Annotated in this window: 23 protein-coding genes; 9 read left to right on the forward strand and 14 right to left on the reverse strand. The window is 29.5% G+C overall.

Annotation, left to right across the window (positions count from 1 at the left end; translation table 11 throughout):
- The first annotated feature begins 3 nt into the window (after positions 1–3).
- Entirely contained in the window at positions 4–786 is a 783-nt protein-coding gene (locus P3X86_RS15825) for an ABC transporter permease (RefSeq protein WP_483293687.1), read from the forward strand.
- 129 nt (positions 787–915) lie between these two features.
- Here the strand turns inward: P3X86_RS15825 and P3X86_RS15830 are convergent, their stop codons facing one another.
- Positions 916–1,383, reverse strand: a complete 468-nt coding sequence (locus P3X86_RS15830; RefSeq protein ID WP_483293688.1) for a hypothetical protein — start codon at positions 1,381–1,383, stop codon at positions 916–918.
- Between the two features lie 24 nt (positions 1,384–1,407).
- Here P3X86_RS15830 and P3X86_RS15835 point away from each other — a divergent pair, with 24 nt between their 5' ends.
- A complete protein-coding gene (locus P3X86_RS15835) occupies positions 1,408–1,917 on the forward strand; it encodes a sensor histidine kinase (RefSeq protein ID WP_483293689.1) in 510 nt (169 codons plus the stop codon).
- 314 nt (positions 1,918–2,231) lie between these two features.
- Here the strand turns inward: P3X86_RS15835 and P3X86_RS15840 are convergent, their stop codons facing one another.
- A complete protein-coding gene (locus P3X86_RS15840; RefSeq protein ID WP_483293690.1) occupies positions 2,232–3,620 on the reverse strand; it encodes a copper amine oxidase N-terminal domain-containing protein in 1,389 nt (462 codons plus the stop codon).
- A gap of 212 nt (positions 3,621–3,832) precedes the next feature.
- Here P3X86_RS15840 and P3X86_RS15845 point away from each other — a divergent pair, with 212 nt between their 5' ends.
- Positions 3,833–5,440 carry a peptide chain release factor 3 gene (locus tag P3X86_RS15845; RefSeq protein ID WP_483293691.1) on the forward strand — a complete coding sequence of 536 codons (1,608 nt, stop codon included), beginning with the start codon at positions 3,833–3,835 and terminating at the stop codon, positions 5,438–5,440.
- Between the two features lie 348 nt (positions 5,441–5,788).
- On the opposite strand, the gene P3X86_RS15850 is transcribed toward P3X86_RS15845, so the two are convergent.
- Both P3X86_RS15850 and P3X86_RS15855 read right to left on the reverse strand, forming a co-directional pair.
- On the reverse strand, positions 5,789–6,982 hold the full coding sequence (locus P3X86_RS15850) for a class I SAM-dependent rRNA methyltransferase (RefSeq protein ID WP_483293692.1): 1,194 nt from the start codon (positions 6,980–6,982) through the stop codon (positions 5,789–5,791).
- Between the two features lie 281 nt (positions 6,983–7,263).
- On the reverse strand, positions 7,264–8,223 hold the full coding sequence (locus P3X86_RS15855) for a helix-turn-helix transcriptional regulator (RefSeq protein WP_483293693.1): 960 nt from the start codon (positions 8,221–8,223) through the stop codon (positions 7,264–7,266).
- 99 nt (positions 8,224–8,322) lie between these two features.
- On the opposite strand from P3X86_RS15855, the gene P3X86_RS15860 reads away from it, so the two are divergent.
- Complete coding sequence (locus P3X86_RS15860; protein WP_483293694.1) at positions 8,323–9,258, forward strand: Gfo/Idh/MocA family protein; 936 nt, start codon at positions 8,323–8,325, stop codon at positions 9,256–9,258.
- A gap of 17 nt (positions 9,259–9,275) precedes the next feature.
- Here P3X86_RS15860 and P3X86_RS15865 read toward each other — a convergent pair whose 3' ends face one another.
- The 3 genes from P3X86_RS15865 to P3X86_RS15875 form a co-directional block, all read right to left on the reverse strand.
- Positions 9,276–9,866: a TetR/AcrR family transcriptional regulator gene (locus tag P3X86_RS15865; protein WP_483293695.1), complete on the reverse strand. Its 591-nt coding sequence runs from the start codon at positions 9,864–9,866 to the stop codon at positions 9,276–9,278.
- 119 nt (positions 9,867–9,985) lie between these two features.
- The gene (locus P3X86_RS15870) at positions 9,986–10,813 is read right to left on the reverse strand and encodes a DUF6544 family protein (RefSeq protein ID WP_483293696.1); all 828 of its coding nucleotides are present in this window, start codon (positions 10,811–10,813) and stop codon (positions 9,986–9,988) included.
- A 5-nt stretch (positions 10,814–10,818) separates the two neighbouring features.
- Positions 10,819–11,220, reverse strand: coding sequence for a MarR family winged helix-turn-helix transcriptional regulator (locus P3X86_RS15875; protein ID WP_483293697.1), 402 nt, complete (start codon positions 11,218–11,220; stop codon positions 10,819–10,821).
- 185 nt (positions 11,221–11,405) lie between these two features.
- On the opposite strand from P3X86_RS15875, the gene P3X86_RS15880 reads away from it, so the two are divergent.
- Positions 11,406–12,302: a nitroreductase family protein gene (locus P3X86_RS15880; RefSeq protein ID WP_483293698.1), complete on the forward strand. Its 897-nt coding sequence runs from the start codon at positions 11,406–11,408 to the stop codon at positions 12,300–12,302.
- A gap of 202 nt (positions 12,303–12,504) precedes the next feature.
- On the opposite strand, the gene P3X86_RS15885 is transcribed toward P3X86_RS15880, so the two are convergent.
- The gene (locus P3X86_RS15885) at positions 12,505–13,305 is read right to left on the reverse strand and encodes a MerR family transcriptional regulator (protein ID WP_483293699.1); all 801 of its coding nucleotides are present in this window, start codon (positions 13,303–13,305) and stop codon (positions 12,505–12,507) included.
- Positions 13,306–13,325: 20 nt separating this feature from the next.
- Entirely contained in the window at positions 13,326–14,036 is a 711-nt protein-coding gene (gene cobI, locus P3X86_RS15890; protein WP_483293700.1) for a precorrin-2 C(20)-methyltransferase, read from the reverse strand.
- Between the two features lie 212 nt (positions 14,037–14,248).
- Here cobI and P3X86_RS15895 point away from each other — a divergent pair, with 212 nt between their 5' ends.
- Both P3X86_RS15895 and P3X86_RS15900 read left to right on the forward strand, forming a co-directional pair.
- On the forward strand, positions 14,249–14,872 hold the full coding sequence (locus P3X86_RS15895) for a hypothetical protein (protein WP_483293701.1): 624 nt from the start codon (positions 14,249–14,251) through the stop codon (positions 14,870–14,872).
- 163 nt (positions 14,873–15,035) lie between these two features.
- Entirely contained in the window at positions 15,036–15,884 is an 849-nt protein-coding gene (locus P3X86_RS15900) for a DMT family transporter (RefSeq protein WP_483293702.1), read from the forward strand.
- A 58-nt stretch (positions 15,885–15,942) separates the two neighbouring features.
- Here the strand turns inward: P3X86_RS15900 and P3X86_RS15905 are convergent, their stop codons facing one another.
- A complete protein-coding gene (locus P3X86_RS15905; RefSeq protein WP_483293703.1) occupies positions 15,943–16,716 on the reverse strand; it encodes a class I SAM-dependent methyltransferase in 774 nt (257 codons plus the stop codon).
- A 95-nt stretch (positions 16,717–16,811) separates the two neighbouring features.
- A complete protein-coding gene (locus P3X86_RS15910) occupies positions 16,812–17,144 on the reverse strand; it encodes a zinc ribbon domain-containing protein YjdM (protein WP_483293704.1) in 333 nt (110 codons plus the stop codon).
- A 346-nt stretch (positions 17,145–17,490) separates the two neighbouring features.
- Between P3X86_RS15910 and P3X86_RS15915 the strand changes: the two genes are divergently transcribed.
- Both P3X86_RS15915 and P3X86_RS15920 read left to right on the forward strand, forming a co-directional pair.
- Positions 17,491–18,123 (forward strand): alpha/beta fold hydrolase, encoded by a 633-nt coding sequence (locus P3X86_RS15915; RefSeq protein ID WP_483293705.1) that lies wholly within the window; start codon positions 17,491–17,493, stop codon positions 18,121–18,123.
- A gap of 475 nt (positions 18,124–18,598) precedes the next feature.
- Positions 18,599–19,441, forward strand: coding sequence for a patatin-like phospholipase family protein (locus tag P3X86_RS15920; RefSeq protein ID WP_483293706.1), 843 nt, complete (start codon positions 18,599–18,601; stop codon positions 19,439–19,441).
- Between the two features lie 106 nt (positions 19,442–19,547).
- Here the strand turns inward: P3X86_RS15920 and P3X86_RS15925 are convergent, their stop codons facing one another.
- The 3 genes from P3X86_RS15925 to P3X86_RS15935 all read right to left on the reverse strand — a co-directional run bounded on the left by P3X86_RS15925 (position 19,548) and on the right by P3X86_RS15935 (position 22,286).
- Positions 19,548–19,820, reverse strand: coding sequence for a CD3324 family protein (locus P3X86_RS15925; RefSeq protein WP_483293707.1), 273 nt, complete (start codon positions 19,818–19,820; stop codon positions 19,548–19,550).
- 243 nt (positions 19,821–20,063) lie between these two features.
- The gene (locus tag P3X86_RS15930; protein ID WP_483293708.1) at positions 20,064–20,561 is read right to left on the reverse strand and encodes an NUDIX hydrolase; all 498 of its coding nucleotides are present in this window, start codon (positions 20,559–20,561) and stop codon (positions 20,064–20,066) included.
- Positions 20,562–20,810: 249 nt separating this feature from the next.
- Positions 20,811–22,286: a leucyl aminopeptidase gene (locus P3X86_RS15935; RefSeq protein WP_483293709.1), complete on the reverse strand. Its 1,476-nt coding sequence runs from the start codon at positions 22,284–22,286 to the stop codon at positions 20,811–20,813.
- Between the last annotated feature and the right edge of the window lie 43 nt (positions 22,287–22,329).

Here is a 22,329-nt window from a genome sequence, read left to right on the forward strand (position 1 = left end):
TTTATGAAACTATATTTAAAATATTTATCTATACTATTTAAAAGCCAACTTGAATATAAAGTATCTTTTATACTTATATGTTCTGTACAATTCTTCATGCCTTTTGTTTCATTTGCTACTATTTTTATTTTGTTTCAAAGATTTCCACATATTGGAGGATGGTCGCTTTATGAAGTATTGCTTTGCTTCTGTGTTATACATATGTCTAGTGCTATAGCTGAATGTTTTGCTAGAGGCTTTGATTTGTTTTCTTCTATTATAGTAAATGGTGAATTTGACAGAGTTCTAGTAAGACCAAGAGGTGCTATTATTCAAGTACTTGGTTCTAAATTTGAGTTTTCTAGGGTAGGAAGGTTGATGCAAAACGTAATTTTACTTGTCTATACTATTAACAATCTATCCGTTAATTGGGATATTTATAATATCGCAACGCTTATTTTAATGGTCGTAAGTGGTGTTTTTATCTTCTCTGGAATATATATCTTAGGTGCAACTATGTGTTTTTGGACAATAGAAAGCTTAGAGGTTATAAATATATTTACAAATGGAGGTAAGGAAATCTCTCAGTACCCACTCAGTATATATAGGAAACCCATTAGAAAATTCTTTACCTACATTATACCTTTTGCTACAGTCAATTATTTGCCTTTGATGTCTGTTTTAGGAAGAGTTGATGGTAATAAGATGAGTTATCTGTTTATACCTGTTTTAGGGACTTTATTTATCATACCCTGTATTTTGGTATGGAATCTAGGTGTTAAACATTATAAGTCTTCTGGTAGTTAACTGTATATATATTTGATAACTACTTGAATTGGCTACAACATAAAATCAACCAAGTAGCAAAACGACCTTAGCTACTTGGTTTAATTTAAAATCATCCAGCTAAAATGATAGGGTAATAACTATTTGTTTCTATACTATTTCTCCTATTCTATTATTCCAAATAAAAAGCGATATTACTAAACAACATAAATTAAACAAGAAAAGTAACAGTATATTACTAAAACTATATATTCCTCCTAAAATATAATATGCAACATCTGTTGCTTGAAAAAACATATCTGATAAAGGTTTGACTAAATAACCCGAAACTATCATAAAAGATATGCTACCCAAAACAGCTAGTATAGGCTTCTTAATAACTACATTTATGAGCGAAATTATACCCAGCAAAGATAAATGAATTACCAACAATATTAAATAATATTTAACATTGTATATAATTGAATCTAAACATCCTAGCTTCTCATTAATAAAAAAATAATTTGCAGATTGTACTTTAGGTATAAACAAAAATCCTATTATAGTTTTTGTTATTAATACACAACCTAAAGTAATCGTATATGTTATAGCTAGTGTTATCCATTTAGCCACTAACAAGTGTGGGATTTAGAGCGCCCTGGTTTGGTTTTAAATATACAAGAAACAAGAATAGTAGAATTCCTTTCTTCTATTGAAAAAAATATTTCTTGTTTTTGTGAAGATAATAATGGGATCTTAAAAGTATCACATTCGTTTAAAGATAAAGATTGTTATTACTTTGATGCATTTAGAATTGAAGAAATGTTATTAAATATAGTCTCCAATTCTTTAAAGTATACAAAACAAGATGATGAGATTCTACTAGAGAGCTTTATTAAAAATAACTTGCTTGTTTTTAAAATATCAGATACAGGAAAAGGCTTTAAAAGTCAAACTGATATGATATTTAATAAATACTATAAAGAAAATGAAAATACATCTCACAAAAACAGTTCAGGATTAGGTCTTTATATATGTAAACTTATTGCTGAAAAGCACAACGGAAACATTAATGCATATAACAATGCACAAGGTGGTGCAACTGTGGAGTTTTCAATACCTACAGATAATATATGCAATAGAACAGCCATTTACTCTGCGAATAAAAATTGATAAATAGTTAAAGAATTATGAGAAAAACTTCAATAGTGTTATAGGAACAATGATCACAATTAATTGGATGGGAAATTCTATATACTATGAGTTTTCTGTGACAAAAAATCTTCTTTGAAACAAGTGATCTTTTAGGGATTGGATACTAAATTATGTTTTGATAGAAGCATATTAGATTAGAAAAGACGAGGGGCATTTTTTTAATCCCCTCAACTTAACTCCTGTTAATTTAGTCATAACCTACTTTTTCTTAACAATTTCACTATCTGCATTGAGTTCATAAAAAGAATAATACTCACCTTCCATAAATAATACTATTTACCCTCAATTACCACAGTATTAGTATCTTTATCAAAACTTACTTCTTGATTAAAAGCTTCCATAACAATCCTCATTGGTAAGTATATCCTATCATTCACTATTATTGCTTTTGTATCACTTTCAATCTTTACTCCATTTTTAAATATATATTTTTCTCCTATTTTTACTTCTACTTTCGTATTACCTTTTGTCACTATAGCCTTCTTTGTATCTTGGTTCCACTCTACCGTTGCTCCAAGTTGCTCCATAGTTACTCTAAGAGGAACTTGAGTACGACTATTTTCGTCTATAAATGGATATCCTTTATCGCTGTTGAATTTAATATATTCATCTCCATGTTTGATTCTTGTGTGTTTTCTTAGTTCTATAAATTTACCTGTTGTGATGTTTGATACACCCTTACTATCTATGTAATAAATCTGATTATTGTCATCAATATAACATTCTCCATATGAATTTTTCTTTATTATTTCATTTCTCTTAACTATGTTCCCCACTTTATTTAACTCATAGAAGCTTTTTGTATCTTTAACAGGTTCCCCCATAAATATTACTTTATCTTGTCTTATAGCTGCTAGCATGAATTTACAATAACTGTATACTTCTTCAATCTTATCTTTGATATAATCCACCTTATAATCATTATTACTTTTATACACATGTATTACACAACCTCCATCTGTATGTATCCCTGTAGGCGAATAACTATTAATTCCTGTAATAAAAATTCCTAGTTTATTAGAATATATACCGCTTAACCTAAAATCACTACCTAGTTCATATGCGAATACATTTTCTCCTTCTGCTATAACAATATTACTAAAAATCCCAGCACGTGGAGTAGCTGCAACATTCATGAATACGCAATAAAGTTCTTTACCATCTTCTAGTTCATATTTATTAATTGATATAGCTAAAGGCTCTCTTTTAATATAATCACCCGTCCCTAAATTTATTAGCTTAAGTCTCCTTCCTCTATTGCTAGCTTCACGTTCTTTTGTTCTATCTTCGTGATTGTTTTCACCTTCATATATATCATAAAATCTGTCATTATAATCATTGTATTCGGATATATCAAGGAGTCTTTGATTTTTGACATACAGTAAATTATTTACAATCTTTATATCTTCTTTATTTACATTTTGTCCTTCTATTTCGTAATTCTTTTTATTGTTTATTATTTTTTCTTTTTCTTCTTTTGTTATATACTCTTGTTCATGTTTCAAATCCTTATTGATCTTAGTTATTTGGTCATCTTGCTTTAAAAACAATGAATCTTTACTCTCGTAGTATATACTAGCTTTCCCATAGCTACTAGATGGTGCTACTACTAACATTAATACTGCAAAACTAACTAATATAGTTCTTTTTAGCTTTAGCATACCTTCACTCCTTTACTGTTATACATAATAATTCATACAGGTATATTGTATCATAAACTAGTATACTTATGATTTACAAGCATATTACATATAATATTAGTGTTTTTTATTACTATTAATAACAATTGACATAATTTTAATAAAAGTATACCATAATATATAGTTGTTCTTTTAAAATAGTAATTAAAACTTAAAGATAAGGAAGGTAAAGGATGTCAGAAGATAAAATTTTTAGTTTTAAAGATGAGGTTAAAAGGAGAAGAACCTTCGCTATTATATCTCATCCTGATGCAGGCAAGACTACTTTGACAGAGAAATTATTATTGTACGGTGGCGCTATAAGATCAGCTGGCTCTGTTAAATCAAGACGCTCTAATAAACATGCAGTTTCTGACTGGATGGAAATAGAGAAAAAAAGAGGTATTTCAGTTACTTCTAGTGTTTTGCAGTTTAATTATGATAACTATTGTATCAATATATTAGATACACCTGGTCATCAAGACTTTAGTGAAGATACGTATAGAACACTTATGGCAGCAGATAGCGCTGTAATGGTTATAGATTGCGCTAAAGGTGTCGAGGATCAAACCAAAAAGCTATTCCAAGTATGTAAAATGAGAGGTATTCCAATCTTCACATTTATAAATAAAATGGACAGAACAGGAAAAGATCCTTTTGAGTTGATGGAAGATATCGAAAAGGTTCTTGGAATTCGTTCATGTCCTATCAATTGGCCTATAGGTACTGATGGTAACTTCAAAGGAGTTTATAACCGTGAGCAAAAGCAACTAGAGTTATTCAATGACGGTAATCACGGTCAATCTATAGCTAAAGTTATCACAGGTAATTTAGATGATGAAGATATTAGCAATACTTTAGGTAATGATATAGTAGGAAAGCTACGTGATGATATTGAGCTACTCGACATAGCTGGAGATAACTTTGACATAAACAAGATACTCAAAGGCGAACTTACACCTATGTTTTTTGGTAGTGCATTGACCAATTTTGGAGTTGAGCCGTTCTTAAAGGAATTTTTAAATATTACTACTCCACCTAAAGCAAGGCCTAGTAATGCTGGTGATATTGATCCTGAATCAGATAATTTTTCAGGCTTTATATTCAAGATACAAGCAAATATGAACCCTGCTCATAGAGACAGGATTGCCTTTTTAAGAATATGCTCAGGCGAATTTGAAAAAGGTATGCTCGTAAACCACGTACAAAAAAATAAAAAAGTAAGGTTATCTCAACCACAACAATTCCTTGCTCAAGATAGAGCTATAGTAGATAAAGCTTATCCCGGAGATATAATAGGTATACATGACCCAGGAATATTTAATATAGGAGACACCCTTAGTGAAAAACAGGGTGATCTTAAATATAAGAATATTCCACAATTTGCACCTGAACATTTTGCTAAGATATACACCAAGAATTCTATGAAACGAAAGCAGTTTCTAAAGGGCATCTCACAACTTGCTGAAGAAGGAACTATACAAGTCTACAAAAGACCTAATATCGGTATGGAAGAATTGATAGTTGGTGTCGTTGGTGTTCTTCAATTTGAAGTGCTAGAATATAGACTTAAAAATGAGTACGGAGCTGATATAATAAGGGAAAATCTACCTTATCGCTATATACGTTGGATACAGCCAAATACTTATGATACTAGTAATTTCTCACTACCTATGGACTCTATGATAGTGGAAAACGAAAGCAAAGAACCTGTTTTACTATTCCAAAATGAATGGTCTATCAGACATGTTACCGAAAGAAATGAAGGTATCGTCTTGCATGAAACTTCTATACAAGATTAATATTTAGAACTTATAGCAGTTTTCTTAGGTTAATATCCCTCAGGAAACTGCTTAATTTTTGTAATCAAAATTGATAATTTAATAAATTCTATACAAAGTCCAAAGAATAAAGAAGAACTATGGTCATGCTTTACAATGTATCTCGTTACTTCATGTGGGAAGCATTTTTTCTTAACCCTGTAAGAGTAGTGTTTCTTTCTATATTAGAAATAAGTGCTCTATGGAGTCAGTAAGAAATTAGGGTATGATTCTCACCAATCAGCAAAATATAACAAAGAACTTATGCTTTCAATCTCACAAAGCATTCCTCAAAGAAAATATCAACCAACCACCTTGAAGCTAACATTATTACCCTACAAGTGTTAATATTACTACCTTTAAATAATCTCCCTCTTTATACTGCTTAATTGTCTTAAAATCTTTAGGCAGAGAGAACTTTTCTAATATTTCATATTTCTTATTTGATTCTTTAAAAGCATCATGTATAAACCTCAAAAACCTATCCATATTAAACGAGCTACAATTTGATGATGCTACTATTATTCCATTTTTGTTAGTTATCTGTATAGCTTGTTTTACCAAATCCTTGTAATCCTTTGAAGCACTAAATGTATACTTTTTCGACTTGGCAAAACTCGGTGGGTCTAATATCACCATATCAAATTTCAGTTCTTTTCTTAAAGCATATTTGAAATATTTGAAAATATCTTCTACTATTATATCTTGTTCTTGTATATCAATATTATTTATATCAAACTGTTCTATAGTTCTATTCCTACTCCTATTTGCTAAATCTACACTTGTTGTCTTGATAGCTCCACCTAAAGCACTAAATACTGAAAAAGCACCTGTATATGAAAATGTATTGAGTACTGATTTACCTTTTGAGTATTTGTCCCTTATCGCTTTTCTGACTTCTCTTTGGTCTATAAAGAACCCTACCATTGCACCATCATTTAAATATACAGCAAAATTCACACCATTTTCTTTAACTATTATTCTATCTTCTGCTCTTTCTCCACATACAAAATCATCTTCCTCAATATACTTGCCACCTGTCTTGTATCTCTTCTTCTGATATATTCCTTTATAGTCTTCTAACTCTTTAAGTGAATTTATAATAAGCTCTTTGAATTCGTAGATACCTTTACTATACCAATTTATTAGATAATAACCAGCATAATAATCTATAGTAAACCCGCCTACACCGTCACCTTCACCATTAAACACTCTAAATGCTGTTGTGTTTTTATCTCTATATAATTCTTTTCTATAGTTTATAGCTCTTGCTATAGTCTTTAAAAAAAATTCTTGATTTATAGGTTGATTTTGATTAAGCGTTAATATCCATCCTATACCCTTGTTTTGCTTTCCATAGTATCCCTTAGCTATAAATCTCTTGTTATCATCTATAAATTTGATTATGCTTCCTTCTTCTTTTAATTTGTGTTTCTCTGTTATATAATCCTTCTCTATTAAAGGGTATCCTTTATTAATCCTATTTTTGTATTTTTTGTTTAACCGAATAATTATTTCATTCATTGTTTAACCACCCAAATTATAGTTTAACCTGAAAAATTCATGAACTACATAAATATGTTGTATTTACTGATTATTCTATGATTAATTCAAGCTTAGTATATAGTCTACAATATTATATCACTAATATACTCAAGAGCTAAAGAAATTTGTAAAACTTATTATTGTAAATCGTATAAATAAAAAACCACCTATATAATTAATTCTAATAAACTATTCTCTTATCTTTACCTAGTACTTCATTTCTAATTAAAAAATGTAAGCCTTAAATTGAACTATAATACTTACTTTTCATATAATAAAAGAATATTTTTAATTTCATTCTTAGCAAACATTCTAATTTCTATAGGGCTTAATATCTCACAACTTATTATCATTGATATGTTATTCTTAGCATATTCGCTATTTTTCATATCAATAGTCACTTCTATATATTCATCATCAATATGTTTTTTGCTTATTACCTCGAAAAAATTCAATGTACAAATTTTATCTTTTTTGACTTTTACTACAACCGGATAAATTTCTCTTTGCTCACACATATCTTTAAACCGTTTCTTTGATGTATTCCAATATTCTATTATTGAAAAACCTTTAGGCATAGTAAAGTTTTCTTCTTGCAACACATCTTCAATTATTCTCTCGCATTTAAATGTCCTTATATCCTTGCTTTTTGTACAATATGCTATTAAGTACCATTCATCTTTTTTTACTACTATCCCATATGGTAGTATTTTTCTTTCAGATATTTCTCCTGAAAACTTCTTGTATTTTATGTTAAGTGGTTTTGATTTAAAAACCCCATTTAGTATATTGTTAACATTTTTTATTCTTGATGCATTCCCCCACCAAGGCTTTTCATCAAAATAAAATCTTTGCTCGATAATATTAATTCGCTCTCTTTGCTTCAAAGAGGTCTTTTTTTGAAGCTTTAAGAGCGTATTATTTATTTTGAGTGCCATATCTGTATTTTTATCTGGCTTAATTCCTTTTCCTATTAGATGCATATTTAGTATATCTTCTTCGTTGAAATTTTTTAACCCTACCGTATATTCATCTATTAAGTATATGCCTCCATTTGGCCCAGTCGTTGTTACCACTGGTATTCCTGCTTCACATAACGCATCTATATCTCTATATACCGTCCTCTCAGATATCTCGAATTTCTGTGCTATTTCCTTTGCTTTTACTTTACCTCTTGATTCTATCAATAGAAGTATTGAAATTAGTCTATGCACCCTCATACTCTCATCTCCTTATCACAAATAATTATATATATATGACATAATGTTGTCAACAATATATGTTATACTATTGTTATATTTAATTTAAGGAGTGATAATGTGAATATAGGCATATTAGGAACTGGTTTTGGAAGGTATCACGCTCGTCTTTATAGAGAATTAGACAAGCAAAATTTTATAACAATATTTGGAAGAGATGAAGAAAAGCTTCTTGGGATTAGAAAAGAACTAAATATAAAAACTACCCCAAATATAGATGATATAATTCATGATGATAATATAGATCTAGTAGACATATGTCTTCCTAGTTCTCTACACAAAGAATACGTTGTTAAAGCTTTAAAACATGGAAAACATGTGTTTTGCGAAACCCCTTTAAGTTTGCATATGGACGAAATACTATCAATGAAGAAAGCTGAGAAAAAGTATAATAAAAAAATATTTGTCAATCAGTTTATAAAACACGAATATCCATATCAGTATTTATATGAAACTACTTTGAATAACTCTCTTGGAAAGCTTAAGGTATTGAACATAAGTAGAAAAACGCCTCCTTTATGGGGAAACCTAGGACTTGAAAACATAGTAACCAATTTTATGTTACATGAGCTTGACTTTGTGACATGGTTATTGGGAATGCCTAAAAATATCAGTGCATATGGTAATAGCTTAAATCCTGGTAAATCAAATGTATCATCATTACTTAAATATGATGACACTATTGTATCAGTCAAAGCCTCATCAATGATGCCTAATCATTCACCGTTTACCGTAGAGTATGAAGCTATCTTTGATAAAGGAGCTATAAAATATTTTGAAGATGGCTACACTGATAAAACTGAAACCTCTTTAATCTTATTTACTAATAATGAAAAAAAGGATATACCTATACTAAGCTCCAATTGCTATAAGAAATCAATCAAACATGTCCTTGAGTGTTGTAACAGTAACACTATTACAGTACAAGGGATAGATGATGCTATGATGTCTCTAAAGCTAGCTTTTGGTATTATGGATAGTATCAATAAACAATAAAAGGGCTAATAGCTCTTTTATTGTTTATATTCTTCTAAAATAAATAAAATCTCTTGCTTAACTAACTCTCTTATTTGATCTTGAGTTAGCACCATTATATTACCAAAATGCAGTGTCAACATGCCATAAACTGAACTAGTTATTATATGTGTCATCATTTTAGACTTATTAGAAGGCTCATTCTCATGCATTATGCTAGTTATAACTTTTAACACTATCTCATTTACCTCTATAGCTTTTATACTATTTATTATTTCATTTGAAGGTTTAGATTGCATTGGATTTAAATAAAATTTGAAAATATTAGGATTTTTGAAATGATACTCAATATATCGCATAAACAGTGTTACTAAATCTTCTACATTATAATCTTTGTCGCTATTATAGTCTTGAAACTGTTTTATGTAATCATCTCCAAAACTTATAGCTACATGCCATAGAAGATTTTCTATACTATCAAAATAATTATAGACAGTAGCATATGAATAATCCATTTCTTTGCCTAGTCTCCTAGCTGTAACAGCTTTTGCACCTTCATTTATTAAGATTTTCTTAGCAATTTTAATATATTGCTTTCTCATTCGCAAACGCATTTCTTTATTTATCATTCTAATAAACTCTCCATCCAATTTAACCTCTTAATAATTAGTGTTAATTATATCACATAACTACAATATACGCTTTATATATTTTCTATTTGATATTGCCATAACTGTCATCTTAATAGTTACAAGCTTTGTATACTAAAATTTGTGCTATCAAAATAAAGTAACTCGCCATCTTTATAATGCCATTTTGCCTGTAACCTTGTTGGTCTATTAATATTTTTTTCTCTTTTATAATCAGATGCAATTACTTCCCAATCCTCGTATGATTTTGTTTCATCCGAAAATCTTTTTGCTTTAAAGCTTGTCATTTCATATCTTTCGTTAAAATAGAATACACCTGTTGCTGACTGTCCACGATTTGTTATAGTAGCTTCAACACTATAATTATCTAACTGTCTAAAATCAATGTTTGATTTTAATAAACCACTTGGATGGAATATACTCTCTGCTAGATATGTTACTAATGCGCTCTTGTCCATATCTTTGCCGGTTACATCAAAAAGAGTAATATGCTTAGCAATAATTCCTTTCATTCTACCTCTTCCAATAATATATTCATCTATTCCCTCAAATGGTAAACCGTATTTGGTTGTATTTATAATAGCGCATCTTGAATTAGTTCTCAAAAAATTATAGACTGCATGTTCAATCTTTAATTTATCTTTACCTCTACCCATTTTAAAATCAGCTTCGTAAAACATAAAAATTATTGTTCCTGCATCACCTATATCGCAAAGACCATTGTTTACAAGGTATTTTTGAAGCACTTCTGGTAATTCATTTATATCATCCTTAGTAATTTTACGATTTTGTGGTAAAGATTCTTCTAGAAGCATTAATACCTTACTTTCAAACTCTTTTCTTGTCTTTGAAAATGGTAACTTAATATATATTATTATTAATATTGCTAGTATAAAGATACCCAACAATAATTTTTTAAACGTCATACTAATCACCCCTCTTCACTTAAATCTGATATATTTTGTTCTAATTTTTTCATTGTTTGATACATATCATCAACTTCTTCATCTGTTATACCTCTATACATATCTTTTATAAATGCTTGTTCCTTTACATATCTACTTTTTAGATATGCTATGCATTTATCAGTAATCTGAACTCGTAAAACTCTATTATCCTTTGCATCCTTTTTGAATTGTATGAATTCTTTTTCTTCTAATATTTTAGTGAGTTTTTTTACATTTTGTCTACTATAACCATTTATATCTGCTATCTCTGATAATGTAGGTTCTTTTACTCCACTTTTTAATATTGACGCAAGTAATATCCACTGTTTTACTGTGACTTCATCAAATAACTTGTCTCCAGCCTTTTGAAGCAAATTAGAAAACAAGAAAATAGAGCCAAATATATAAGCCTTCTTTTCGCTAATAGTATCACCCCCCCTGTATGAGTAACTAGTTACCTATATTTTATATATTAAATCTCTTCTTGTCAATATTTATAATTTTTATCTTGACTCTAGAGTTACTCTATAGTTTATACTTAACATATAATAAAATATTGGGAGGATGAAATATGACTACTAAATACTCAAATGAAACTATGAGGCTACTTCATGAGCGTGCTAGTTGTAGGTCTTTTAAGGACAAAGAAATACCTAAAAATGTTTTAGATGAAGTTTTAATGGCAGGTATACATGGTGCTACTGGTGGGAATCTACAACCTTACTCTATAATTAAAATAACCGAAAAATCTACAAAAGATAGGTTGGTTGACGAATGTGATATGCAACCAATTGTATCAAATGCTCCTGTTAATCTATTGTTCTGTGTAGACTGGCATAGAATAGGTCAATGGGCTAGAGCATGTAATGCTCCTTTTGTAGCCACAAATAGCTACAGACACTTTTGGATAGCATTACAAGATACTATTATAACAGCACAAAATATATGTACTGCTGCTGATTCTGTAGGTCTTGGTTCTGTATATATAGGGACTGTTGAAAGTTGTTTTATGGAGCTTAAATCGATCTTCGATATCCCAGAAGGTGTTTTCCCAGTTGTTTTATTGAGCCTTGGCTATCCTACTAAATATCCAAAACCTGCAAACAAGCTTGGTATAGAAGCAATTGTACATGAAGAAAAATACAAAGATTTGGATATAGAAAGACTAAAACAACTTCAAGACGAAAAATATGATTATAGAACTTTACCTATGACCGAAGGTAAACTAGCTGAGATTTATGAAGTTGCTAATGATATTGGCGGAAAAGAGTACGCAGAAAATATGGTCAATGGTATAAAGGAAGCTGGCCATATCAATATGGCTCAGAGGTACTTTGGGTTACATTATAGAGCAAATTGGTCTTGTACTGGCAACAAATCTTTTATAGAAAGCTTATTGTCTTATGGTTTTACTTGGATTAATGGTATAGATTTCCCTAGTAATAAGGTAGAATCTAAAGACTGTTAATAATACACCCTTTTATATTATTAAAAGAGCATTTATTTAAAATGCTCTTTTCAGGTTGTAGACAAAAGTCCAATTTCTGCGTTGTTGTTAAAATTGAACTCTTACTATACCCTGTTATTTTGATGACTTTGTCATCAATCTAAAGAGAGTATTTATTTCAAATGCTCTCTATATTTCTATGTTAGGAACTTCATCTTCTTAACTACTTTAAAAGAATTTGTATCTGAGTCCTTCTCTTTTCTGCATTGTCTGTAACACAAGAGTTAATAACTAACACCTCTATTGCCGTATCTTTAATCTTCATACCTTTGTCTTTGATATATTCCAGCAACTTTTTATAGCTACTTTCTATTGGTTTATCGTAACCAATGTGGTCTATCACGCCATACATTCCTTCATCTAATATATAGACATCATTGTAACTGTAGTATAAACCATTTCTTTTTACAGCAAGATAATTTCGCAAACTTCTAACCCCTTTTTCGTTTATCTGCATCAACCTTGTTGGTATATAAAATATATCTGCATTTGTATCATTCTTTTTCTCAAATTCGGATATAGTTCTTATTATTTCTAGTAAACTAGTATTATCGTTCACATCAATAATATGTCCTTCTCTTCTTGGTATTTCAATTATTTGTGGCTTTATATAACAAGTGCCTTCTCTTGATTGCTTCATTTCCATTAGTTGCTCATCTAGATAACTCGCAACTTGATTTAGCCTATTAATTTTTTTATTCACTTCTTCTCTAATAAGCTTAAAGGAATCTTCCACTTCTTCTATTGTGCCTTGTAATAAATGTTGTATTTTTTTTAAAGGTACTCCAATTGATTTTAATGCTTTTATTTTAGTTAGCCTGTATAAACAATACTCATCATAATATCTATAGCCTGTTTTTTTATCCACTGTACTAGGTTTTAAAAGCCCTATTTCATCATAATACCTAAGCGTATGTATACTTATATTGAAAAGTTTTGACATTTCTCCAATTTTAATCTTCATACTTTTCACACCCTAAAATATTAAATATTTATCTTCTTTTTTATTAACATTGTTGAAAAATAAGGTATTTTCTTTGACTTAATTACTTCTATATCTCTTATTACTTCTTCTTCACTAGTCCCGCATTTTGACACTAAAACAAAATTATTCTCTAAATTACGCTTAATTAATTCTTCCGCGAGTTGTACACAATTATTTGATGGTTTCATTACTATAATATTATCAAAATTGTCTAGTGCACTTGATAAATTATTGTCTACTCCTTTTCTTAATGGGACTATACAAAAGTTCTCTTCCCATTTAGAAATTGGTGTATTTACGCTACTTGCTACCGAGCAAAAAGATGTGACTCCAGGTATCGTCTCCACCTCTATATTTTGTTTTTTTATGAATGGCATTATATACATATATGTGCTATATACTGTTGGATCTCCTAGCGTTATAAACGCTACTACATTACCTTCTTTGACTTTTTGAGCTATTAAAAGCGCATTTTCTTCCCATCTCTTTTGTAGTTCTTCATGCTCATACGTCATAGGAAAAAGTAACCTTAGAATTTGTGCCTTTTTGTTTATATAATCTTTTGCTATTTCCAATGCAAAACTATTTTTATTTTCTTTATAAGGACATATTATAATATCTGCTGATTTAAGTATTTTTGTAGCCTTAACTGTTAATAACTCTGGATCTCCGCATCCTATTCCCACTCCATATAGCTTTCCTTTTCTCAAGTTATTTTCCCTCTTTTCTCTGCTATTATTTTTATACTATTATATCTAAACAACACATTGATTTCAAATTATAATCTAACACTCTAACGGTATATTTTATGTTTGAATCGACGATTATAATTATGTAAATTTTTTAATTTCTTGCATCATTATACGTTTTTAAGGTATAATATTGAAGGCAGTCCTATATTACTTAGAAAGGAGTTTTTCGAGTGGAAAATTGGCTAGAATGGCTAGGATATTTAGCTTCACTTATTGTATTGATATCATTATTGATGAGTTCTATCCTAAAACTTAGATGGATTAATCTTATAGGTGCTTTATTGTTTTCATTATACGGTTTTCTTATAAATGCTCTGCCTGTTGGATTTATGAACTTAGGAATTGCTTTCATTAATATTTATTATTTATTTAAAATATACCGTTCAAAGGAATACTTTAAAATATTGCCTATTGAAAACGATTCACTGTATTTTAAGAACTTTTTAAACTTTTATAAAGATGATATTGAAAAATACTCTGAAACAAAAATTGATATTGATAATTCTGACATAAGTTTTTATATATTACGTAACATGATCCATGCAGGATTATTTATAGGCTCACGCTACAATAACAATACGCTTAGAGTAAATCTTGATTTTGTTGTCCCTGAATACAGAGATTTTAAAATAGCATCTTTTATATTTGGTCAAAACAGAGACTATTTTGTTAAAAAAGGATATTCTAAACTCATATGTTTTTCAACTGAAAATGAACACACGAAATATTTGACCAAAATGGGATTTGAAAAGAGTAGTATTGACGGTAAACAATGTTTCTTAAAAACTATATAGAATAAATAAGATGAGATTGACTAACGGTCAGTCTCTTTTTGTATTGATACAATATAATAACCAACGATTTATATCTCCTTAATTAGTTGTTTACTGCTTATAATTTATATATAATAATTATGTCTTTTAAGTTTTTTATTTTTCAACTAAGGAGGGACTACTAATGAAAATGAATAGAAATAAAGCTATATTTTATCTTGTACTAGCCTCAATTTTATGGAGTATCGGCGGTTTATTTATTAAGCTAATTGATTGGCATCCTATGGCTATAGCCAGCGGTCGTAGTGCTATTGCTTCTATTGTAATGCTTTTTTATATAAAAAGGCCTTCAAAAACAGTATGCAAATATAAATTTTTAGGTGCATGCGCATATGCTATGCTCACAATTCTTTTTGTAACTGCTAATAAGTTCACTACTTCTGCTAATGCAATACTATTACAATTTACAGCCCCTATATGGATAGCGCTATTCTCTAGATGTTTTCTAAAAGAAAAAATATTAAAATCAGATTGGCTGACCATCATAATCGTTCTACTTGGAATGTCACTATTTTTTGTTGGCGATTTAGACCGTGGAAATACTCTAGGCAACTGTATAGCACTTCTAAGTGGTGTAGCTATGGCATTTGTTATAATCTTTTTAAAGCTTCAAAAAAAGAGCTCTCCAGTAGAAATGACTTTCTGGGGAAATATCTTAGTTTTTATAGGTGGTATTCCTTACTTTTTCGCATCATCTGTAACTACAAAAACTATTATTTACATAATAATATTAGGTGTTTTTCAACTAGGGATATCGTACATATTATATAGCGTAGCAATAAAGTACGTTTCTGCTATTGAAGCAGTTCTTATACCTGTTATCGAGCCTTTACTTAACCCTTTTTGGGTATTTTTGATTACAAAAGAAGCGCCAGGGAAATATGCACTCTTAGGAGGATTTATTGTAATTATTACTATAATAGCTAATAGTCTTTATAAGCAGACTAGAAAAAAATACATACATAATGTTTAACTACATGGCTATGTTAAAAAGAACTCAAGCATCTTTAATCTGACACTTGGGTTCTTTTCTATTTTTGAAGCTCAAATATTCCATAAGTTGGTGTATCCAAAAATCCTTCATATCTTACCTTATTTCCTTGTTTCCACTCTATTGGAGGCATAGGCTCTACAAATTCTTTTAATATAAACCCTGCTCTTATGATACTGTTTATATAATCCCCCATTGTATGATGATAACTACTTGATAAGAAGTTGTCTATGTCAGAATTGTATTCTATCCATGGTTGTATATATGTTCTTTCACTCTTACATAAATACCTAACTTTCCACTCTTCGTCTTTTGGAAAAGCTCCGTCCTTATGTTTTAGAGGATATTGAGCAGAATAAACAGGGTGAATAACTGATAATATACAAATACCACCTATTTTAAGTATTCTATGTACTTCCTTCATAAAAGAGTTCAAATCCTTCAAGTAATGTAGCACCGTAGATGAGAACACTAAATCTACGCTATTTGTGTCTATCTGCGAAAGATTTTCTATGTCTCCTTTTATAAAATTAACCCTAGATCCTTTGCTTAAGGCTTTCTCTTTGGCTAAGGTTATCATTTCTTCAGAAATATCTATACCTGTAACTTTCACTGGTTTATATTGCTCGAATAAAAATGAAAATCTACCAGTTCCACAGCCTAAATCAATGACTACTTTGTTATTTAAATTTGGCATGAGTTTTTCTATTGCAGGCCATTCAATCATATTACTATAAGAATTTCTTGCGTTAGTGAAAACTTCATATGCCATCGCCATCTTGTTCCAGTTACACTTAATATCATATTTTTTCATTCCATTACCTCCTATATTAATTCAATAAATAGATAGTATTTAGAATAATATGAGTATTATTATACATAGTGTTGATTAATTAAATGATGTATATTCTATGCTTTTTTTACTACTGAAGATTTTAATTTCATTGCACCAAATCCAGGAATTTTACAATCTATATCATGGTCTCCTTCAACTAATCGTATATTCTTTACTTTTGTACCTATCTTTATTACAGATGAACTTCCTTTTACTTTAAGGTCCTTTATAACTGTAACTGTATCTCCATCGTTTAATATATTCCCATTGACATCTCTAATAGCTTTCTCGTCTTCATTTTTAGTACTCTCTGACCATTCATGAGCACACTCTGGACATACAAACAGGTTGCCATCTTCATATGTATACTCTGAATTACATTTTGGACAGTTAGGTAATTCAATCATATTAATTCCTCCATTTCTTTTATGCCTGAAACTATATGATATCATAATACATTAATTAAGACAAACATCAGTGTAATCAGAATTTATGCAACTTTTATATACTCATATATTTATCTATTGTTACTGACTATAAACTACTTTAATAAGTATTTTACTCTAACATCATGTCTTATAAAATATAAAAAATAGCTCTGTACTATTTTTTATTTTATATTGTTACGAGTTGTCGTTTAATCTATGTATTATAATATTCTTAACAAATTTCTTGTTTTATGTTATACTTTCATAAATAATTTATATAATCAGTTTTATTAACATGAGCTATAAAGGATGGTGAATGCTAAAGATGAAAAAAGTTTTGTTTTTATGTGGATATGCATGTGAATCATGGATATGGAATGAAATAGTTGAAGAACTACAAGATAATTTTACAATACAAAATATAGATTGGCCTATAAACAAATGTACCCAATTTGATTCATTAAAAGACTTTGCTGTATGGATTGATAAGAACATAGACGATAATATTGATTACATAATAGGGCATAGTATGGGAGGTCTTGTCGCCTTACACTTAGCAAATATAAGATCTCATACAATTCAGAAGGTAATTTTAGTAGAAACTTTTATCACTTCACCAAGTGATTTCTTCAAAAACTTAGTTACTGATAAAACTCCAGATGAATTAAAATATAGATTAAATACAATGATGTCCAATAATAAAAGTAATTATTCAAAAAAGCTTTTAAAAGAATTAATAGATGTAAATGTTCTAAATCTTATTCAAAATATTAATAGTAAGTTATATGTAATCAATGGAGATAGGGGATGCGGTGACACAAAAAAAATTATCAATGAGTTAAATTGGCCAAAAAGCGTAAAAGAAAAAGTAGACTTACATATAGTTCATAACTCTTGCCATTTTCCAATGCTTGAAAATAAAAAAGAACTAGTGAAAATATTATTTACTATACTATAATTCCATAAGAAAAGGACGATTCTTTCTGAGAATCGTCCTTTGTAATAATTTTTATTAGATTTATTTCACCTCATACAGTTAGTTCTTAAATTCTTCTATTTATACTCAAAACTATAAAAAATCATAGTCCTTTGGTTTTAAAAACATTTTTTATCAATGTCATTATCTCTTTCTAATGCTCGTTAGAAGTTATTATTTCAAAGAAGCTATCCATAACAATAATTCCAAATATTGATTGATTTATATACTCTATCTTTAAATATAAAAATTGATTTATGTTATCTTAATTTTTAGAGAATACTATTCATTAGTAGGCTTAAATTTATATATAATTATGTTTTGTAAAATAAAGTAATTTAAGATATAATAACGATAAAACAAATAAATTGATTTATTCTTGTTGCTTTTATATTAGAGATTATTATATTAATGAGCGAGTTATTTGCCTAGTAACTAATAAGGAGTGAGAATTATTATGGAGAAAGAAAAAGTAGCATTAGTTGTAGAAGGAGGTGCTATGCGCGGTATTTTTGCCGCAGGTGTTCTTGATATATTTCTAGAAAAAGAATTTAATCCATTTGATATATACATAGGTGTTTCAGCAGGAGCAATAAATATAGCATCATATTTGGCAAAAGTTTATAAAAGAAATTATCACATATACAAGCAATTTACAGGTTGCAAAGAATGTATCAGCATAAAAAAATTCATAAAAGGAGGACATTATTTCGATTTGGATTGGTTGTGGGAAAAATCAATGGAAAAATATCCTCTAGATTTAGAGCAGATATATAGTGAAATAGATAGATCTTTTATAGTCGGTGTAACTAACTGCAATACAGGAAATATAGAATATTTAAAACCTCAAAAAGATAATCTCGAAAATTGTTTAAAAGCTTCTAGCGCAATGCCAGTAGTATACAGAAGTAAATTACACTTTAATGGCGTGCGTTATTTAGACGGAGGATTAGCTGACCCTATACCAGTTAAAGAAGCCTATAATAGAGGAGCTAAGGAGATTGTTGTGATACGTTCTAAACCATCTTATTATAAGATTAAACCTACCAATAAAGCAGTAAGGTTACTGTTTAAGAACTTGCCTGAGGTTCAAAGAGCTTTAGATGAAAGAGTAGATACTTATAACAATGCTATTGATTTTATAAAGCAATCACCTGAAGATGTCAAAATACATGATATATTTCCTACAGATGATTTTGAAGTATCAAGGTTTACTAAAGATCCAGATGTATTAGAAACTGGTTATCAAATAGGAAGGACTGTCGGAAAAAGCTTTTTAGCTAACAGAAATAGATGCTAGAGGGCAGTTGTTTCTAGAGTTATTTTGAATTAAGCTATCTAAATGAATCAATGGGAAATTTATAAAAAAGACACCCAAGATTATACGTTCTTGGAATGTCAATTTGTTATTTATTTTTATTTTTAGTGTATACAATCTTCTTAATACTATGAATAGATAGAAAAAATTCTTCTGACAACATTTGTATTGTTATGCCCTTATTATATCTTTGCCTTATATCTTCATTTCTCCTCTTTATACTTTCTCTACTACCTGAATTTTCTCCCCATTTCTTCCTTTCAGAACTTGAAGGAATATATAGATACTCTCCCTGTATATATTTTTGTATCTCTTTTACAAGTGTATTAGGGAGTATATCCTTTGCATTTGTATAATTCACTTACTCCGCTCCTTTAATTATCTATTATAAAGGATGCAAAGTTTGTTTATACCTATTGATTATAGGTGATGTTTAATCTGTTTACCTCTATGCAACTATCACCTGTGTCACAAACTTTGCATAGAGTACTGTCTATTTTTGAATATGTTAATCTACCCATTTGTTTTCCTCCTTTTCAGATAAATATTTTGTATAATTTTAACATAGTTTCTTTTTAATGTTCAAATTATGCTATTACTTTCACTATCTCATTTTCATATCAATATATTTCCTCAATGCGCTTATATGCATTGGATATATTATGTTTGCATTATCCTGTAGTAATCTTGCTAATTCTTCTATCGGCATCCATGTGATATTTTGGGATTCATTACTGCTTTCTAATAACTTTCCTTCTCCTTTACAGATAAATGTACTCACCATTATTGGATAGTCTCCACTTATATTTTGTGTGTTACAAAATGGCTCGTAAGATATTACTTTATATCCATTAGCTGTTATTGTGTTACCATCTTGCTCTCCACAAATTTCTGTTACATTTAAACCAGTTTCTTCTTTTACCTCTCTCCTGAGTGTATCATATATAGGTTCAAATGCCTTTATCTTACCAGCTGGTATTTCTAACAACCCCGTTTCCTTTGGTGCATCAATCTTTTCTCTATTTTGAACTAATATACATAGAATGCCTTCAATTCTCTTTTCTATAATTGCTGCAACTCCTGGTTTTGCTAAGATTTCCATATCAACTCTCCTTTTTATTTGTTTTTATGATAATAATAAAAAGAGCCTAAGAAAAAAAGTGTACTCTAAATACTCCAAACTTTTCCCTCAGGCTTTTTAATCCAATAGTTGCCTTTTATTGTTCATACAATAAAATCCTGTAGCGCTTGGTCACAAACCCATAGTTTATGGTGGAACCCTAGCTACCTATGAAAGTTTAATTTCTTATAATATATTCTTTATTTTACTTCTATAAGATATGGTTACTAATTAATTTGCCATATTTTTTGCTAAATGATATAGGGGCGCTACTCCGACACCTGCTGCTCCACTTGACATGTAATCTTTTTTCTTGCTTAAATAAGAAGTACCCGCTATGTCTAAATGAATCCAAGGTATATCTCCTACAAATTTTTCTATAAACAACCCTGCTGTTATTGATCCAGGTCTATCAGGTATATTTGTTAAATCAGCTTCAGGATGTTTTAATAATTCATAGTATTCTTCGAAAACAGGCATCCTGCAAACATATTCTCCTGACTCATCGAAGCTCTTATTCATCTTATCACTAAACTCATCATTATTACTTACGCTTAGAGTACATACTGTTCCTAATGCAGCCACTACTGATCCTGTAAGTGTTGCTATATCTACTACTTTGTCTACTTTCTCATGATTTATTATATAGTGCACAGCATCAATTAAAGTTAATCTTCCTTCTGCATCTGTATTTCCTATATATATTGTCTTTCCTCCCATTGAACCTATGATATCTCCAGGTTTATAGCTATTACCTCCTAACATATTTTCACATGCAGCTACAACAGCTATTAAATTCACTTTAAGTTTGCTCTGAGCTACAGCACACATCGCTCCTATAACATCTCCTGCTCCACCCATATCACATTTCATGGTTGACATACCCTTAGTAGGTTTTATGCTAAGACCACCAGCATCATATGTTAGTCCTTTACCTACAAAACCTAAAGTCTCTCCACCTGGATTGCCATGATATCTCATTATTATAAACTTAGGGGGCTCACTAGAAGCTCTAGCTACTGATAAGTAAGCTTCCATTTTTAACTCTTTAATCTTATCGTAGTCATAAATCTCTACATCAAATCCACTCTTTTCACCTAGCTTTATAACTCTATTTGATAGTTCTGTTGGTGTTAACACATTTGCTGGTTGATTTGTCAGTTCTCTAGAAACTGTGATGTTATTTCCTACTATTATGCCTTCATCAAATCCATTTATAAAATCTTCGTTAATATTATCTAATATTAGAGTAACTTCTTTTAGTTTATCTTCTTTCTTTTCTGTTTTATAATCATCAAAATTATAATCAGCTATTAATATAGCTTGTACAGTATTTTTAGCTATAGTATAATTACAACTTACAGCATCTACTATCCCATTAAGATAAACCCCAATAGAAGAAACCTTCTTACTTTTAAGTTGTCTATATGCTTTTCCTATAGCTTTTTTATAGTTTCTTTGAGTTAGCTTTTCTTTCTCACCTAGACCTACTAGCATTACTTCAACATATTCATTGTTTTGAATAAAACAATTTGTATAAGTTTCAAGTTTTTTTCCTTTAAATAATTTCTTATTCTTTAATCTCTCAGTAGGAATATCAATACTGAGATTATTAATGCTATAAGTGTTTTTTACACTATCTTTAAAGCATGGAATTATTATTCCTTCTGGAATAATATCTTTTGAGTTTTTGTATAGGATATTCATAATTTCCCCCTTTTATCTTTTATAAATCTGATTATGTATGTAT

The sequence above is a fragment of the Abyssisolibacter sp. ZYX002 genome (assembly GCF_056892235.1).